Annotated in this window: 14 protein-coding genes; 6 read left to right on the plus strand and 8 right to left on the minus strand. The window is 71.4% G+C overall.

All coding sequences use genetic code 11. From position 1 onward, the window contains the following. Positions 1-314: 314 nt before the first annotated feature. On the minus strand, positions 315-938 hold the full coding sequence (locus tag HNR02_RS28560; RefSeq protein ID WP_312861201.1) for a TetR/AcrR family transcriptional regulator C-terminal domain-containing protein: 624 nt from the start codon (positions 936-938) through the stop codon (positions 315-317). A gap of 69 nt (positions 939-1007) precedes the next feature. Here HNR02_RS28560 and HNR02_RS28565 point away from each other — a divergent pair, with 69 nt between their 5' ends. After that, positions 1008-1952, plus strand: a complete 945-nt coding sequence (locus HNR02_RS28565) for a quinone oxidoreductase family protein (RefSeq protein ID WP_218914305.1) — start codon at positions 1008-1010, stop codon at positions 1950-1952. A gap of 108 nt (positions 1953-2060) precedes the next feature. On the opposite strand, the gene HNR02_RS28570 is transcribed toward HNR02_RS28565, so the two are convergent. The 4 genes from HNR02_RS28570 to HNR02_RS28585 form a co-directional block, all read right to left on the minus strand. Then, complete coding sequence (locus HNR02_RS28570) at positions 2061-4364, minus strand: FtsX-like permease family protein (protein WP_179776682.1); 2304 nt, start codon at positions 4362-4364, stop codon at positions 2061-2063. Next, positions 4361-5050: an ABC transporter ATP-binding protein gene (locus tag HNR02_RS28575; RefSeq protein ID WP_179776683.1), complete on the minus strand. Its 690-nt coding sequence runs from the start codon at positions 5048-5050 to the stop codon at positions 4361-4363. Before HNR02_RS28575 ends, HNR02_RS28570 begins: the two co-directional genes overlap by 4 nt. Next, entirely contained in the window at positions 5050-5571 is a 522-nt protein-coding gene (locus tag HNR02_RS28580; protein WP_179776684.1) for a PadR family transcriptional regulator, read from the minus strand. The genes HNR02_RS28575 and HNR02_RS28580 overlap by 1 nt, the downstream gene beginning before the upstream one ends. A 137-nt stretch (positions 5572-5708) precedes the next feature. Beyond that, the gene (locus HNR02_RS28585; protein WP_179777906.1) at positions 5709-6542 is read right to left on the minus strand and encodes a helix-turn-helix transcriptional regulator; all 834 of its coding nucleotides are present in this window, start codon (positions 6540-6542) and stop codon (positions 5709-5711) included. Positions 6543-6656: 114 nt separating this feature from the next. Between HNR02_RS28585 and HNR02_RS28590 the strand changes: the two genes are divergently transcribed. From HNR02_RS28590 to HNR02_RS28610, 5 genes are all read left to right on the plus strand, one after another. Next, positions 6657-7715, plus strand: a complete 1059-nt coding sequence (locus tag HNR02_RS28590; protein ID WP_179776686.1) for an aldo/keto reductase — start codon at positions 6657-6659, stop codon at positions 7713-7715. 112 nt (positions 7716-7827) lie between these two features. Next, positions 7828-9171: a GntP family permease gene (locus HNR02_RS28595; protein WP_179776688.1), complete on the plus strand. Its 1344-nt coding sequence runs from the start codon at positions 7828-7830 to the stop codon at positions 9169-9171. A gap of 22 nt (positions 9172-9193) precedes the next feature. Further along, the gene (locus HNR02_RS28600; protein WP_179776690.1) at positions 9194-10369 is read left to right on the plus strand and encodes a CaiB/BaiF CoA transferase family protein; all 1176 of its coding nucleotides are present in this window, start codon (positions 9194-9196) and stop codon (positions 10367-10369) included. Next, positions 10366-11175, plus strand: a complete 810-nt coding sequence (locus HNR02_RS28605; protein WP_312861202.1) for an HpcH/HpaI aldolase/citrate lyase family protein — start codon at positions 10366-10368, stop codon at positions 11173-11175. The genes HNR02_RS28600 and HNR02_RS28605 overlap by 4 nt, the downstream gene beginning before the upstream one ends. Then, the gene (locus tag HNR02_RS28610) at positions 11172-12113 is read left to right on the plus strand and encodes a LysR substrate-binding domain-containing protein (RefSeq protein WP_218914306.1); all 942 of its coding nucleotides are present in this window, start codon (positions 11172-11174) and stop codon (positions 12111-12113) included. The genes HNR02_RS28605 and HNR02_RS28610 overlap by 4 nt, the downstream gene beginning before the upstream one ends. A 34-nt stretch (positions 12114-12147) precedes the next feature. Here HNR02_RS28610 and HNR02_RS28615 read toward each other — a convergent pair whose 3' ends face one another. The 3 genes from HNR02_RS28615 to tcuA are packed head-to-tail and all read right to left on the minus strand — an operon-like array spanning position 12148 to position 15983. Next, positions 12148-13296, minus strand: a complete 1149-nt coding sequence (locus tag HNR02_RS28615) for a pyridoxal phosphate-dependent aminotransferase (protein WP_179776691.1) — start codon at positions 13294-13296, stop codon at positions 12148-12150. Continuing rightward, complete coding sequence (locus HNR02_RS28620) at positions 13293-14588, minus strand: MFS transporter (protein WP_179776693.1); 1296 nt, start codon at positions 14586-14588, stop codon at positions 13293-13295. Before HNR02_RS28620 ends, HNR02_RS28615 begins: the two co-directional genes overlap by 4 nt. 18 nt (positions 14589-14606) lie before the next feature. Further along, entirely contained in the window at positions 14607-15983 is a 1377-nt protein-coding gene (gene tcuA, locus HNR02_RS28625) for an FAD-dependent tricarballylate dehydrogenase TcuA (protein WP_179776695.1), read from the minus strand. Positions 15984-15993: the final 10 nt, after the last annotated feature.

Here is a 15993-nt window from a genome sequence, read left to right on the forward strand (position 1 = left end):
TTCCGCGACAACAGCCGGTTCACCACCTCCTTGCCGCGCCTGCCCACAGCGTCCTTCTCGGCCCACATCGACCAACCGGCCCCAGCGGATGCTTTTCGGCAGGAACTTGGGATACTCCCGCTCACCGTGCTCGTCCTGGTGGCCGACCGAGGCGACGAGCTGGATATCGTGGTCGGCGAGACGGCGGTCGTGATGCCCCCGCCGAGAAGCGCGCCGGCTACGACGAAGCCGATACCGGTAGGCAATGGCATCCGTTGGCCGGGAACGAACACCTCATCCGGCTCACGCGCGGAAGCAGCGGGAACCTGCCGACGTCAGCTCAGCCGGGCCCCCAGCCCGTCGAGCACGATGCCGAGTTGCCGGTCGAACCTGCGGTCGCCGTCGTCGCGGAGGTGGCCGGCGGCTTTGACCAGATCGGCACCGTCACCCAGCCACGCGTCGCGCTCGTCGGGCGCGTACCGGTCCGCCGAGTGGCCGCGCTCCTGCTCCTCGATGACGAAGCCGACGACGACGGCGGTGATCAGGTCGACGGCGTCGTCCGCCCCGGCCAGTGAGAACCCGGCATCGGTCAAGCGCGCGAGCCAGGACTCCTTGGCCTTCACCACGTCGGGATCGGAGAAGCGCGTGCCGCTGAAAATGCGCGCGCCGTCCCGGTGCCGCAGGTATTGCGAGCGCAGCACCCGGCCGTAGGTGAGGAGATCGTCCCGCCAGCCGGCGCCGGACGGAACCGACGACAGCGCGTCGGTGACACGGCGCATGACAGTCGTGCTCATTTCGTCGAGCAGCTCCTGCTTGTTGCGGACGTGCCAGTACAACGCGGGGGCCGCGACCCCGAGCCGGGACGCCAGCGCACGGACGGTGAGAGCGTCCATGCCCTTCTCGTCGAGCAGGTCGAGTGCCGCCGCCACGATTCGTTCCCGCGTGATGCCCTTCGCCACGGTTGACACCTTAACAAAGTTCAGGCACGGTGGGCACATCCCCGACTGAACTTAGTTAAGGAGCTGGAGATGCGAGCCGCGGTCATGAACACCCCGGAAGCGCCGCCGGTCTGCGCGGACTTCCCGGAACCCGAACACCAGCCGGACCGGGCGCCGTTGCAGCTGGTCGGCGCCGGTCTGCACCACGTCGTGCGCGGGCTGGCCACCGGCCGCCACTACGGCAGCCGCCAGAGGTATCCACTCGTGCCGGGCATCGACGCCGTGGCGCGGACCAGTGACGGGCGCCTGGTGTACACCGGCCTCCCCCGGTCGCCGTGGGGCACGATGGCCGAGCGGCTGGTCACCCCGTTCGAGGTCGAGGTGCCCGCCGGAGCCGATCCGCTGGCCGTCGCCGCCGGCATAAACCCCGCCTCGGCGGGCTGGATGCCGCTGGCCGCCCGGATGGAGGAGGTGGGCGAGCTGGGCACGGTGCTGGTGCTCGGCGCGACCGGCGCTTCGGGCAGCCTGGCCGTGCGGGCGGCGCTGGCACTCGGCGCGAAACAGGTCGTCGCGGCCGGGCGCGACCGCGAGGCACTGGAGCGGCTGGAGGACGCCGGTGCCGTCACCGTGCCGCTCGCCCGGGCCGATACCTGGGCAGGCGCTCTCGGTGCTGCCGTGGACGCGGCGCAGCCCGCGCTCGTGCTCGATTTCGTGTGGGGTCCCGTCGCCGAGGCCGCCTTCGCCGCACTGGGCGGGACCGGCGCCGAAGACCCCGTCGACTACGTGCAGATCGGCTCGCTCGCCGGAACCGAGGCGGCGCTGCCCGCGGCGTTGCTGCGCAGCAGGCGGATCCGGATCACCGGCAGTGGCGCGGGCTCGGTCTCGAAGGCGCGGATGATCACGGCGTTCCCGGACATGCTCGCCCGGTTCGCCGACGGAACCTTCGACGTGCCCTACACCGTGTACCCGCTCAGCCGTGTCGGCGAGGCATGGGCGCACGAGGGGCGCACGCGCGCGGTCGTCGTGCCGGGCTGACCGGGCTTGTCGCCCGTGCGTGCCACGGGCGACAAGCCCGGTCAGCCCGGCACGGCCGGCGGCCACCCCCCGCGCCGCCGGCCATGGCGATGCCGTGGACGGCCCGGCTCATTCCGAGCGCAGGGTGTCCAATCGGGTCACTTGCCGCAGCAACGGCATGGTCAGCCCGGTCACCAGCAGGACCGCCGCCACCGTCGCGGCGGCCAGCACGAACAGCACCGGAACGTCGATGACCATCGGCCGGTCGGCCAGCCGCAGCATCGGCGCGGTCAGCCCGAGTCCCGCGGCGACCGCCAGCACCACGCCGATCACCACCGGGATTCCGGTCTGCCACAGCGCTCCGCGAGCCAGCACCCCGATCGGCACCCCGGCCGCGGACAGTGCCGCGAGCGGTCGTCGTCGTTCGCTGATCTGCTCGATGGACAACATCAGCAGGCTCATCGCGGCCACCGCGAGCACGAACAGCGACGCGGTGATCAGCACCGACCGGAAACTCTCGACCAGCTGCTGTTCGCGATCGCGGTAGTCGCCGAGGTAGTCGCTCTTGCTGACCGTGGCGTTCCACGCGAGCGGCTTGACGGCCGTCGCGACGGCGTCGGTCAGTGCCTGCGGATCACCGGTGCCCGATACGTAGACGAGAACCGTCGAGCCCGGGACCGTGAGCCCATCGAGGGCACCCGGCGTGACCATCAGGTCACCCTCGACACCATAGGTCGTGTCGTCCGGCTGCACGATCTTGACGTTGCCCGGAACCGTCCACTGCGGACCGTCCACCTCAGTGGTGCGGGAATAGCCCTGCAGCCGCACGGTGCCGGACGGGACCGTCCCGGACTGGGCGGTGGCGCCCGGCGACGACGCGACGTAGAAGACGTCCCCGTCGGCGCAGTCGCCGATGTTCGCCTGCACCCGCAGCCCCACGCAGTCGCCGACCGTGCCGTAGATCCGCTCCTCGCCGGACCGGAAGGTGATGTTCCGGACGGGATGCGTTCCGGTCACCCCGGCCGCCGATCCCGCCAGCTCGGCGACCTCGGCCTCGTGTTCGGCGGTCGTCAGCACCCGCACCGGAGCCGCGGCCACCCCGTCCGGCGCCGTCCGCTCACTGGCACTGGCGCTGAGCGAGGTGATCACTCCCTGGGCCATGATCGTGCCGGCCAGCACGACGACCAGGCCGGACACCACGCGGCTGGCCGTGCCGCTGTCCAGCTGCAGCCGCCGGATCGCGAGCTGCCACGACGGCGGGCCACCGCGCAGCCGCTCCACCAGCCGTTCGACCAGCCACGGAAGCAGGGCCGTAACGCCGATCAGCAGGAACACACTGCCGGCCGCGAGCGCCAGCGCGGCGGCGTCGTTACCACCGTCGAGGGCCAGGGTCGCGGCCAGGAGCAGCACGCCGATCGCGGTGAGTGTCCAGCGCCACCACATCCGCCGCCGCACCGGTTTGCCCTGACGGACCACACCGAGCGGCTCCACGATCGTGCGGCGCAGCCCGAACATCGCCGAGCCGACCGCGAGCGCGGGCACCAGCAGCACGATCACCACGACCAGCGGCCAGGGCGGCACGAAATCCTCCGGGAAGATCCGCAGGCCGAACGGCAGGATGTCCGCGACGAACGTGCGCAGCACGGCGAAGAACCCGAAGCCGGCCGCGAGCCCGATCACCGCGCCCACCAGCGACTCCGCCGCGGCGACCCGTTTGACCTGCCGCGAATCGAGCCCGATCAGCCGCAGGGCGGCGAGCCGGCGTTCGCGCTGCGCCGCCCCCATCCGCGACGCGGTGGTCACGAAGATCAGCAACGGCAGCAGCAGCACCGCCGCCACCGGCACGATGACGGCCAGCATCGCCGCCGACAGCCCGAGCCCGGTGTAGGGCTTGCCGAACGCGTAGACCCTGCCGGCTTCGTCGCCTTCGGCCTCGATCTGCGCGGCGGGCACCCCGTAGTAGGCGGTCAGGTCACCCGCGCCGGAAACGCCCTCCATGGACAGCTGTCCGGCGACGTGCCCGGGCAACTGGGCTTGCAACGAGGCTCCGTCGGCCGAGGCCAGCTTCGCGGCGAGCTCCGGCGAGACGATCAGCTCGCCCGGCGCAGGCACCCGGTCGGTGCCCGGCGGCACCGGCGAGTCCGGCCCGGTGGCCGCGACCGCGGTGACTTCGACGAAATCGTCGCCGACCGACGGATACCAGTTGTAGGTCAGCAACGGGGCGACACCCGCGCGCGGCTCGGTGACCGGCGCGATCGCCGCCGCCCGTTCCGCCTGTGCGCCGACCAGGTGGTGAAACGCCGCCGCGGGCAGCAGCACGGCGACCGCGAGCGCGATCCCGAACGCGGTCATCGCGAGGCGCAGCAGCGCCGCGCCGGACATCCGGCCGCCCCCGACGGCCAGCCGGAGCCCCAGCGCCAGGTCCCGCATCATGCGACCAGCTCCCGGTCGACCGTGCGCCCGTCCCGCACCATGATCTCCCGGTCCGCGTACGCCGCGACCCGTGGTTCGTGGGTCACCAGCACCACCGCGGCGTGTGTGTCCCGCGCCGCCTGGGTGAGCATCTGCATGACCCGTTCGCCGTTGAGCGAGTCGAGCGCGCCGGTCGGCTCGTCCGCGAAGACCACCTTCGGCCCGGTCACCAGTGCACGCGCCACCGCGACCCGCTGCGCCTGCCCACCGGACACGTCGCCGGGGCGGCGCTTGGCCAGTCCGTCGACCTCCAGCCGGGCGAGCCATTCGGTCGCCTTGGCCTCGGCCTGCTTGCGCCTGGTCCCGGTCAGCCGCAGTGGGAGCGCGACGTTTTCCAGGCAGGACAACTCGGGCACGAGCTGGCCGAACTGGAACACGAAGCCGAATTCGGTGCGCCGCAACGCACTCCGCGCCTTGTCGTCCATCGCGATGAGATCGGCGCCGCCGTAGGTGATGGTGCCCGAGTCCGGCCGCACGATGCCGGCAAGACAGTGCAGCAGCGTCGATTTGCCCGATCCGGATGAGCCCATGATCGCGAGCACGTCGCCCGCCGCGACGGACAGCGCCGCCCCGTCGAGCGCCCGCGTCGGGCCGAACGACTTGTGCAATCCGCTGCCGGCGAGCAACGGGGTTTCCGGCGTGGTCATCAGCGCACCGCCTTCTCGAGTTCACCGAGGCGCGCGGCGGTGAGCTCCAGCCACCGCAGGTCCGCCTCGAGGTGGAAGAGCGCGTGATCGCAGATCAGCTGATCGGCGAGGTCGCCCCCGTTCTTGCGCCGGGTGAGCGAGCGCATCATCTTCAGGTGCTCGCCGCGCTGGACGTCGAGCACGTCGGAGGCGCTGCGCCCGGACAGCAGCGCGAGCACCACCTTCGTGTAGAGCGTGTTCTGCAGGTACGGCTGCGGGCTTTCCGGAGTGCTCAGCCACGTCTCGACGTCGGTGATCCCCGCGTCGGTGATCGTGTACCGCTTGCGCTCGGGCCCCTCGCCGCTCTCGATACCCGCCACTTCGACCATGCCGTTGCGCAGCAGCCGCGACAGCGTCGAATAGACCTGGCCGTAGGCGAGCGGCCGGTCCTGCCCGAACTGCTCGTCGTAGGCCCGTTTCAGGTCGTAGCCATGCCGCGGGCCCGGTTCGAGCAACGCGAGCAAGGTATGCGAAACCGACATTCCCCTGTTTCCCTCCTCGACCCCGGCATCCCGGGCGTGACGGCGACTATACCGGACGGGTATACCTGCCGTGTATACCCCCGTGGTTTAGTCCATCGTTCGAGGTCAGCGAGTGAAGTTTCGTCAGGCTCCGCGCGTCACCGTGCGCCCAGCCGGTCCAGTGCCGACTGGCTCTCCTCGTCCGCGGCGCGGTAGATCACCAGCCGCTGGTCCGGGTCCTGCTGCGGGGTGAGTGTTTCGAACTCGACGGTGAGCAGGCCGGCGTCGGGATGGCGCAGCACCTTGCGTCCCCGGCCGTTGACCCGGACCGCCCGCTCGCCCCACAACCGCGCGAACTCCTCGTCGCGGGTGAGGCATTCGGTGATGAGGGCGGCCAGCACCGGGTCCTCCGCGTGCGCGGCCCACGCGGCGCGCAGGTGGGCGACTCCCTCCCGCAGGACGCGGTCGCGGTCGACGTAGAACTCGCGCATCTCCGGCCGCAGCAGGCACAACCACATCGCGTTGCGCTGCGGCGGCGGCAGGGCGTCGAAGTCCAGGAGCAGCCGCGCCAGTTCCACGTTCCAGGCGAGGATGTCGAAGCGGTGGTTCATCAGCATGGCCGGCCGCGGTGACAGATCGGCGACCAGGCGGGCCAGCGAGGGTTCCGCGGTGGTCGCGGGTTTGCCGGTCTCGCGGGGACGGTGCCGGGCCAGGTCGAAGAGGTAGGCGCGTTCGTCCGGGACCAGGCGCAGCGCACTGGCCAGCGCCTCCACGACCTCCGCCGAGGGCCGCAGCCCACGGGCCTGTTCCAGCCGCACCACGTAGTCGACGCTGATCCCGGCCAGTTCGGCGACCTCTTCGCGGCGCAGTCCCGGGGTGCGCCGCGACCGCCGTCCCGCGGGGATGCCCGCGTCCCGCGGGTCCAGTCGTTCGCGCCGGGTCCGCAGGAACGCGGCCAGCTCCTGCGTCGCGTCCACGGTGCCGGTGATCACGGCCGGTGCAACCACCGGAGGTGGGACTGCTATTCCCAGGAAGTTCCTTCCCTTACCCCGGGCCCGTAGGGGTCGCAGGCTGGTGCCCGACGATCACGAGCACAGGAGGACACGATGCCGCTCACCCTCGACACCTACCGGCTGCTGGGCCGCTCCGGGCTGCGGGTCTCACCACTGGCCCTGGGCACGGCGACCTTCGGCACCGAGTGGGGCTGGGGCACCGGGCAGGACGGCGCACGCGAACTGTTCGACACCTACCTCGAGCGCGGCGGGAACTTCATCGACACCGCGGGCACCTACACCGACGGCAGCTCCGAGCGCATGCTGGGGGACTTCGTCCGCGACCGCCGCGAGAGCCTGGTGCTGGCGACCAAGTACACGACGCTGGGGCGGCCCGGCGACCCGAACTCCGGCGGCGCCCACCGCAAGAGCCTGTTCGCCTCGGTGGAGGCCAGCCTGCGCCGGTTGCGCACGGACTACCTCGACCTGCTCTTCCTGCACGTGTGGGACTTCAAGACACCGGTCGAGGAGATCCTGCGCGGCCTGGACGACGTGGTGCGGCAGGGCAAGGTCCTCTACGTGGCGATGTCCAACGTGCCGGCCTGGGAGATCTCGCGCATGCAGGCGATCGCCGATCTGCGCGGCTGGTCGCCGCTGGTCGCGCTGCAGATCGAGTACAGCCTCATCAACCGGGGCGGGGAACGGGACCTGATCCCGATGGCGCGGGCGATGGGGCTGGGGGTGACGCCGTATTCGCCGCTGGGCGGCGGTGTGCTCTCCGGCAAGTACAGCCGCGCGGACCTGACCGCGACGAACGCCGGCGCGGGCGGCCGCCGGAGCTTCAACGCGGGCCTGGGCATGGTCACCGAACGCACCCTGGCCATCGCCGACGTCGTCCGGGAGGTCGCCGCGGAGGTGGGACACACACCGGCCCAGGTGGCGCTGGCGTGGACCCTGCGGAACCCGGGCGTGACGGCACCGGTCATCGGCGCCCGCACGCCGGAGCAGCTGGCGGGAAACCTGGGCGCGCTGGAGGTCGATCTCACCGCCGCTCAGCTGGCCCGCCTGGACGAGGTGAGCGCGATCGACCTCGGCTATCCGCACGACATGCTCGCCAGTGACCACATCCGGGCGGTGACCACGGGCGGGATGACCATCGAGTCCCGCCGCTGAGGCCCAGCTCCTGGCCTATAAGCCGGTCTTATACCGGTCTTGTCGATCACCGTCTACCGCGCTCCGGCGGGTCGTGTTTGGATCGTGCGGCCCGTCGGAGAGGACTTGACACATGGTCGTGTTGCATGCGGCGATCGCGATCGCCGTGGTGATCGTGCTGATCCTGGTGGTACGGGTGGATCCGGTGATCTCGCTGGTGGCAGGCTCGGTCTACCTGGGACTCGCCGCCGGGCTCGGCTTCGAGAAGACCATCACCACGATCGCCGAGGGCTTCGGCGACATCATGACCGAGGTCGGACTGCTCATCGGGTTCGGCGTGCTCCTGGGCTCACTGCTGCACGCGATGGGCGCGCTGTCCAAAGTGGTCGAGAAACTGCTGAACGCACTCGGCCCCGGCAAACTGCCCTACGCGCTCGCGGTCGCGCTGAGCACCATCTTCCCGTCGATCTACGTGGACGTCCAGCTCGTGCTCGCCGCGCCGCTGGCCCGGTCGGCGGCCCCGCACCTGGGACGAGGCGGCCTGGCGATGATGGGCGGCGCGCTCACCACCGGCATCCTGGTCGGCTACGTGTTCGTGGTGCCGGGCCTGGGCACCGTGGCGATCGCCGGGCTGCTGCACGTGCCGCTGGGCACGATCCTGCTGTACGGCTTCGTCCTCGGCCCGCTGACCGCCCTGCTCACCATGTTCGTCTACAGCCGCCTGCTCAGGCGCGGGTTCTGGAACGCGGACAAGGACGAAACCTCCGCGGTCGCCGAAACCCCCGCGGACGCGGAGCAGGAGCCGCGGGCGAAGCGCCCGCTGCCGCCGTTGCCGGTGTCACTGCTGCCGATCGTGGTGCCGCTGCTGCTGATCGCGTTCGGGGCCATCACCGAGGCGGCGGGCGTGCAGTCCGACGTGATCGCCTTCCTCGGCGATCCGGTGTTCGCGTTGTTCGCCGGTCTCGTCGGCGCCTACGCCCTGGCCCGCCGGACGTTGGGCCGTGATGGGCTGGCCGGCACGATGTCGAAGGGGTTCGGCTCCACCGGCCAGATCCTGCTGGTCACCGGTGTCGGTGGCTCGCTCGGCGCGGTCATCGGCGAAACCGACCTGGACGACGTGCTGTCCGGGCTGTTCTCCGCCGACGCCGGGGTGCACGCCGTGCTGACGGTCCTGCTCGTGTGGCTGGTCGCGGCCGTCCTGCACTTCGCGATCGGCTCGATCGCGGTGGCAGGCATCGCGGCGGCGGGCATCCTCGCCCCGATCATGGGCGGGCTCGGCATCCCGCCCGAGGTGCTCGCGCTCGCGATCGGCTCCGGCGCGCTGTTCGCGTTGCAGCTCAACAGCAACTTCTTCTGGATGTTCCAGACGCTGCTCGGGGTGACCACCCGGGGAGCGCTGAAAGCACTCACGTTCGTGACCTCCCTGGCGTCGCTGGTGTCGCTGGTTCTGGTCATGGGCCTGAGTTTCGTGGTGTGACACCGGTACCGGGAGAGTGGACATGCAACCGCTGCGTGGAGTGACCGTCGTTTCCCTGGAGCAGGCCATCGCCGCCCCCTACGCCAGCAGGCACCTCGCCGATCTGGGGGCGCGGGTGATCAAAGTGGAGCGGCCCGGCACCGGGGACTTCGCCCGCGCCTACGACTCCCGCGTGCACGGCCTGTCGTCGCACTTCGTGTGGGTCAACCGCAACAAGGAATCGCTCACGCTCGACATCAAGGACCCGCGCGGCAGGGCGGTGCTGCGGCAGCTGATCGACGGCGCGGACGTGTTCATCCAGAACCTGGCGCCCGGGGCGGCGGCTCGCGCGGGGCTCGGCGCCGAAGCGTTGCGGGAGAACGATCCCCGCCTGATCGTGTGCGACATCTCCGGCTACGGCTCCCCCGGTCCCTACGAAACCAGGAAAGCCTACGACCTCATGGTGCAGAGCGAAGCCGGGCTGCTCTCGGTCACCGGCACGCCCGCCGACGTCGCCAAGGTCGGCATCTCGGTGTCCGACATCGCCGCGGGCATGTACGCCTACAGCTGCATCCTGGCCGCGCTCCTGGAGCGCGGACGGACCGGCACCGGCACGCACATCGACGTGTCCATGCTGGAGGCCACGGTGGAATGGATGGGTTTCCCGATGTACTACGCCTACGACGGCGGGCAGCCGCCGCCGCGCGCGGGCGCGGCGCATGCCACGATCTACCCGTACGGGCCGTTCACCGCGGGCGACGGGAAGGTCGTCATGATGGCCATCCAGAACGAGCGCGAATGGCGCCTGTTCTGCGAACGGTTCCTGGGCAGGCCCGAGGTGGCCGATCACCCCGACTACGCCACCAACTCCGACCGCAACGCCCACCGGGAGGCGCTGGGCTCGATCATCGCGCGGCGTCTCGCCGAGCTGACCAGCAGCGAAGCCCTCGACCTGCTCACCGCGGTGCCGGTCGCCAACGCCAGGGTCAACTCCGTCGGCGAGGTCTGGGACCACCCGCAGCTGGCCGCGCGCGGACGCTGGCACCAGGTGGACACCCCGGCCGGGCCGGTGCGCTCGCCGGCGTTGCCCGGCCTGTCCCCCGGGGACGCGCGGATGGACGCCGTGCCCGGCGTCGGCCAGCACACGCGGGCGATCCTGGCCGGGCTCGGGATGAGCGACGCCGAGATCGACGCGCTCGTGGCGGAGGGCGTGGCGTGAACCTGCTGCCGACGGCGGTGAGCTGGCTGTTCGTCCCGGCCTCCCGCCCGGAACGCTTCGCGAAGGCGGCGGCCAGCGGCGCCGACGTCGTCGTGATCGATCTCGAAGACGCCGTGGCCGCGGGCGACAAGGCCGCAGCCAGGGCCAACCTGTCGCGGCACTGGCCGGGCTCGGCCGGGGTCCCGGTCGTGGTCCGTGTCAACGGTCTGCGGAGCACGGAGAGCGCGGCGGACCTCGCCGCCTGCCGTGAGCTGGGCCCGGCCGCCGTCGTGCTGCCCAAGACCGAAACCGCCGACGACGTGCGGGCTGCCGCCGAGGCGAGCGGCGCACCGGTGCTCGCGCTGGTCGAGACGGCCCGCGGCCTGGTCGGCCTGCCCGACCTCACCACCGCGGACGGCGTGGTGCGGTTGCTGTTCGGCAGCATCGACCTCGCCCTCGACCTCGGAACCAGCGACGACGCGGCGCTGGACACCGCCCGCGCTGACCTGGTCCGCTGGTCGGCGGCCCGTGGACTGCCGCAGCCGGTGGACGGCGTCACCACCGCCGTCCGGGACCCCGGCACCGTCACGCGGGACGCGCGCCGGGCCAGTGCCTGGGGTTTCGGGGGCAAACTATGCATTCATCCCGCACAGGTCCCGCTGGTCCATGCGGCGTTCGCCCCCACGGCCGACGAGCTGGCCTGGGCACGGCGGGTACTGGCCGTGACCGCCGATGGCGCGGCGCTGGCGGACGGTGAGATGATCGACCGTCCGGTCACCGAACGCGCCCGCCGGATCGTCCGGGAGGCCGACCGCGCGGCACGATGAGAGAGGCGGGCGTCGTGGACATCGCCCACCTGCGGGATTTCATCGCCGTCGTCGACGCGGGCAGCCTGTCCCGCGCCGCGGGCGGGCTGCACGTGTCGCAGCCGGCGCTGAGCCAGCGCATGGCGCAGCTGGAAACCCAGCTCGGGGTGCAGCTGCTGGTGCGTGGCCCGCGCGGGGTGCTGCCCACCCCCGCCGGCACCACGCTCTACCGCGACGCGCAGCAGCTCGTGCGGCAGTTCGACCGGCTTTCGCGTGATGTCGCCGAGGGCGGGAACCGCCTGCGCGGCCCGGTCGCCGTCGGGTTGCCGACCACGGTGGCCGCGCCGCTCGCCCCGGCCCTGTTCTCCTGGACGAAGGCCCGGCACCCGGGCATCCACCTGCAGCTGTTCGAGTCGATGAGCGGCTACATCCACGAACTGCTGCTGGCGGGCAGGCTGGACCTGGCCGCGGTGTTCCGGGAGGACGACGCGCCACGGGCGGCCGAGGTGCCGCTCTACTCCGAAGAGCTGTACCTGGTCGGCCAGCCCGATCCACGTCCGGACTCCGCGGAGGAGGTGCCGCTTCCGTGGCTGCGCGCGGTCCCCCTGGTCACCCCGGGCGCGCGCAGCAATCTGCGCACCCTGGTCGACCGCGCGTTCGCCGCCCACGGCCTCGTGCCCACGATCGTCGCCGATGTCGAGTCGCTGGGCACGATGATCCGCATCGCCGCCCGCGGCGAGGCGTGCACGATCCTGCCGCTGTCGGTCGTGCGGGAACACGGGAACCCGCACGAGCTGGGCGTGCGCCGGATCGTGGGACCGGTGCTGCGCCGTCACGTCGCGATCCGCACCGCGACCGAGGTCTACGAACCACGTGAAGCCGTGGCCGCGGTGCGGGACGGGATCGTCGAAGTCACCCGGCGCCTCGCGGGCGAGGGCCGGTGGCCGGGCATCAGCTGAGGCCCAGCCCGGTCGATGACGGCCCCCGCGTCCGTCATCCGGACGCGAAGGCCGCCAGGCGGTCGAGCGCGGTCTCCAGCACGGGCAGGTCCACGGCGTAGCTGAGCCGGATGTGGCTGGGCGCGCCGAAGCCGGTGCCCGGCACCAGTCCGACGCCGGTTTCGGCGAGCAGGCGGGCGCAGAACTCGTCCGCGGTGCGTCCGCCGAGCACGGTGGAGACGTCGGGGAAGAGGTAGAACGCTCCCGTCGGCCGCTCGCACCGGATGCCGTCGATCGCGGTGAGGCGTTCGTGGGCGACGTCGCGGCGGTCACGGTAGGACTTGATCGCCTCCCACGGCACGTCGTCCATCGCGCCGATCGCCGCGTACTGGGCGACGACCGACACGTTCGACGTCGCCTGGCCCTGCAGCCGCCGGATCAGCTGGGCGATCTCCGGTGGCGCGGCCGCGTAGCCGATGCGCCACCCCGTCATCGCGCAGCTCTTGGACACGCCGTTGACGACGACGGTACGGTCCTTCAGCTCCGGTCCGAGCGCGGCGATGCTGGGGACCGCGCCGTCGTCGTAGTGGAAGTACTCGTAGATCAGGTCTTCCACGACGTAGAGGTCGTGCCGCAGGACGACGTCGGCGAGTGCGTCCAGTTCCGGCCGCGTGTAGGTGGCGCCGGTCGGGTTGCCCGGACTGTTGAGCACCACCACCTTCGTCCGCGGGGTCACCGCCGCCTCCAGCTGCCGCGCGGTGAGCTTCGACGCGGTGGGCACGATGACCGGCTCGGCGCCGGTGAGCCGCACCTGTTCGGGGTAGGTCACCCAGTACGGGGCGGGGATCACGACCTCGTCGCCGTCCTCGCACAGCGCCAGGAACGCGTTGTACAGCGCGTGCTTGGCACCGTTGGCCACGACGATGTCGCCCGGCGCGTACTCCAGTCCGTTGTCCTCGGCGAGCTTGCGCCGGACCCGTTCGCGCAGTTCGGGAATCCCCGCGACATCGGTGTAGCGGTTGTGCCCGTCCGCGATGGCCTTGAGCGCGTACTCGCGTGCGAGCCCGGGCATCGGGAAATCGGGTTCGCCGACGGAGAGGTTGAGCACCTCCTCCCCCGCGGCACGCCGGGCGGTGAGCTGGGCATTGAGCGACAGCGTCGGCGACGGGCGGATCGAGGCCGCCCGGCTCGACAGCGGTTTCACGTCAGGGGCCTGCCCTTCGTCTCGGGGGTGAGCAGGGTGGTGATCAGGCCGATCGCGACCAGCACCACCAGGTAGCAGGAGAACAGCCAGTCCAGCTGGTGCGCGTGCAGCCAGGTCAGGACGTAGGGCGCGGTGCCGCCGAAGATCGCGACCATCACCGAGTAGGGCACGCCGACGCCGGAGGCGCGGACCTCGGTGGGGAACAGCTCGGCGAAGTAGGCGGGCATGATGCCGACGAACGCGCCGAGGAAGAACAACGCGACGCCCATGAGGAGCCCGAGCCGGAGCGCCGAATCGTTGATCAGGGCCATCAGCGGGAACGACAGCACCAGGAACGCCACCCCGTAGGCGATGAAGACCGGTTTGCGCCCGAAGCGGTCGGACAGCTTGCCCCACAGCGGCAGCGTGATCATGAAGAACACGTTGGCCGCGACGGTGGCCCACAATCCGGCGGTCGCGTCGACGCCGTGCGCGTCGATGGCGAACCCGGAGATGCCGACCGCCCAGATGTAGTACACGACGGTGACGCCCGCGGTGAGCCCGAGGATCCGGGCGAGGCTCTTCTTGTTGCGGGCCAGGGCACGCAGCAACTCGCGGGTGCTGCGCGGAGTCGCGGCTTCGGAGTAGGCCTCGGTCTCCTGAAGCGTGCGCCGCAGGTAGAGACCGACGAGCCCGAGGACACCGCCGATGAGGAACGGCACGCGCCAGGCCCAGTCGCGCAGGGCCTGTTCACCGAACAGGCTGGAGCCGGCCGCGCCGATCAGCGAGGCGAGCACGATACCCGCGGTGACCGAGATGTAGAGACTGGTCGACCACAGCCCGCGGCGCGCGGTCGGGGCGATCTCGGCGACGTAGGTGTAGGACGCGGCGATCTCCCCGCCGTGGGCCAGGCCCTGCAGCAACCGGGCCAGCAGCAGGATCACCGCCGCGCCGACGCCGACCGTGTCGTGGGTGGGCGCGACCCCGATGATGAGACTGCCCGCGGCCATGGTGACCATCGAGGTGGTCAGGGAGAACCTTCGCCCGCGGCGGTCGGCGAGCCAGCCGAAGAAGAACCCGCCCAGCGGTCGCATCAGGAAGCCGACCGCGAACACGGCCAATGTGGACAGCAGCGCGCTGGTGGCGTTGCCGCCGACGAAGAACTGCTTGGCGAAGAAGGGCGCGAAGATGGCGTAGACGCTCCAGTCGTACCACTCGAGCGTGTTGCCGATTCCCGCGCCGAACAACGTGCGGAACTTGCCGGGCGCCTTGCCGGCCGGTGCCTTCGCCGGCACCGAGATGGGAGCCGTCATGGATCCTCCAGGAAGAGCTCAGGCGGTGGCGGCGGTCTGGCCCGCCACCCGCCCGAACACCATGCCGCGCAGCACGGACGTGCCGCCGGGATACTTGTCGTGGTAGATGCCGGTGCATTCCCCCGCCGCGTACAGGCCGGGGATCGGCGCGCCCTGCTCGTCGACCACACGGGCGTCCGCGTCGGTCTCCAGGCCACCGAAGGTGAACACGATCGCGCAAGCCACCGGGTAGGCCAGCAGCGGCGCCTCGTCGACCGGGAGCGCCCAGTTGCTCTTGGGCGGGGTGAGCCCCTCGGTGTGCTTGCCGTCGGGGCGGCGCCAGTCGAACTCACCGTCCACAACGGAGGAGTTGTAGGCGGCGACGGTGTCGGCGAGCCGCTGCGCGGGCAGGCCCAGTGCCGCGGCGAGTTCGTCGAGGCTGTCGGCGGTGACCGGTTTGCGGCCGGTCAGCAGTCCGCGTTCGCGGTCACCGACCTGCTCGAACCTGCGGTCGGTGATGAAGTAGGCGATACCGTCGGGTTGCGCCCACACCGCGCGCGCGGTGCTCTCGTAGGTCTCGTCGACCGTGCCGCGCCCCTCGTCGAGGAACCGCTCCCCCAGCTTGTTGACCAGGATGCCGTAGGGGAAGACCATCACCAGCGCCTCGGGGTTGTCCGCGCGCGGGTCCACCGGTTCGGCGTGGAAGCCGTCCCACTGGCCGCCGCGCCGGGCGCCCGCGTCGAGCGCCATGCGGATGCCCTCGCCCTTGTTGAACTCCACGCCGGGGGCGATCGGGACGAGCGTGCTGACGTCGCCGGGGAGTTCCTTGCCCAGCGCGGTCGGGTCGCCCTCGAATCCGCCCGAGGCGATGATCACCGCGCGGGCCGCCACGACGTCTTCACCGCCGGGTCCGCTCACCCGCAGCCCGGTGACCCGGCCGTCCGCCGCGGTCACCAGGCTCTGTGCCGTGGTGTGGTAGCGGAACTCGACTCCGAGCTTCTCCGCCACCGGGCGCAGCGCGGTGAGCAGGGCTTCGCCACCGCCGTGTGGTTGCAGCCGCGGCCGGTTGCTGTTGATGAAGTAGGTCGGGAACCGCCGGAAGCGGGCGCCGTGGCCCTGGATCCACTCCATGGTCTCGGGCAGGCGCTCGACCAGCGCCTCGACGTACCAGGACGGGGTGCGGCCGCCGGAGAAGGCGACCACTTCGTCCACGAAGGACTCGTTGGGTTCGTAGACGTCGTCCAGGCGGAAGTAGGCCGAGGTCCACTTCGTGTTGCCGCCGGCCTCCAGCGGCCCGGCGCGGTCCACCACGATGACCGGCGCGCCCTCCTCGGCCGCCGAGACGGCGGCCGACAGGCCCGCAATACCCGCCCCGATCACCACGACCGGGTCCGGCGACGATGCCGATGTCGTCATGTTCTTCTCC

Origin of the sequence: Amycolatopsis endophytica (assembly GCF_013410405.1) — a bacterium.
GTDB classification, from domain to species: domain Bacteria; phylum Actinomycetota; class Actinomycetes; order Mycobacteriales; family Pseudonocardiaceae; genus Amycolatopsis_E; species Amycolatopsis_E endophytica.

Excerpts from the sequence above, each read along its gene's own strand:
- tcuA (WP_179776695.1), bottom strand. The coding sequence starts at position 15,983 with ATGACGACATCGGCATCGTCGCCGGACCCGGTCGTGGTGATCGGGGCG.
- HNR02_RS28580 (WP_179776684.1), bottom strand. The coding sequence starts at position 5,571 with ATGTCGGTTTCGCATACCTTGCTCGCGTTGCTCGAACCGGGCCCGCGG.
- HNR02_RS28595 (WP_179776688.1), top strand. The coding sequence starts at position 7,828 with ATGGTCGTGTTGCATGCGGCGATCGCGATCGCCGTGGTGATCGTGCTG.
- HNR02_RS28565 (WP_218914305.1), top strand. The coding sequence starts at position 1,008 with ATGCGAGCCGCGGTCATGAACACCCCGGAAGCGCCGCCGGTCTGCGCG.
- HNR02_RS28570 (WP_179776682.1), bottom strand. The coding sequence starts at position 4,364 with ATGATGCGGGACCTGGCGCTGGGGCTCCGGCTGGCCGTCGGGGGCGGC.
- HNR02_RS28575 (WP_179776683.1), bottom strand. The coding sequence starts at position 5,050 with ATGACCACGCCGGAAACCCCGTTGCTCGCCGGCAGCGGATTGCACAAG.
- HNR02_RS28610 (WP_218914306.1), top strand. The coding sequence starts at position 11,172 with ATGAGAGAGGCGGGCGTCGTGGACATCGCCCACCTGCGGGATTTCATC.
- HNR02_RS28620 (WP_179776693.1), bottom strand. The coding sequence starts at position 14,588 with ATGACGGCTCCCATCTCGGTGCCGGCGAAGGCACCGGCCGGCAAGGCG.
- HNR02_RS28590 (WP_179776686.1), top strand. The coding sequence starts at position 6,657 with ATGCCGCTCACCCTCGACACCTACCGGCTGCTGGGCCGCTCCGGGCTG.
- HNR02_RS28600 (WP_179776690.1), top strand. The coding sequence starts at position 9,194 with ATGCAACCGCTGCGTGGAGTGACCGTCGTTTCCCTGGAGCAGGCCATC.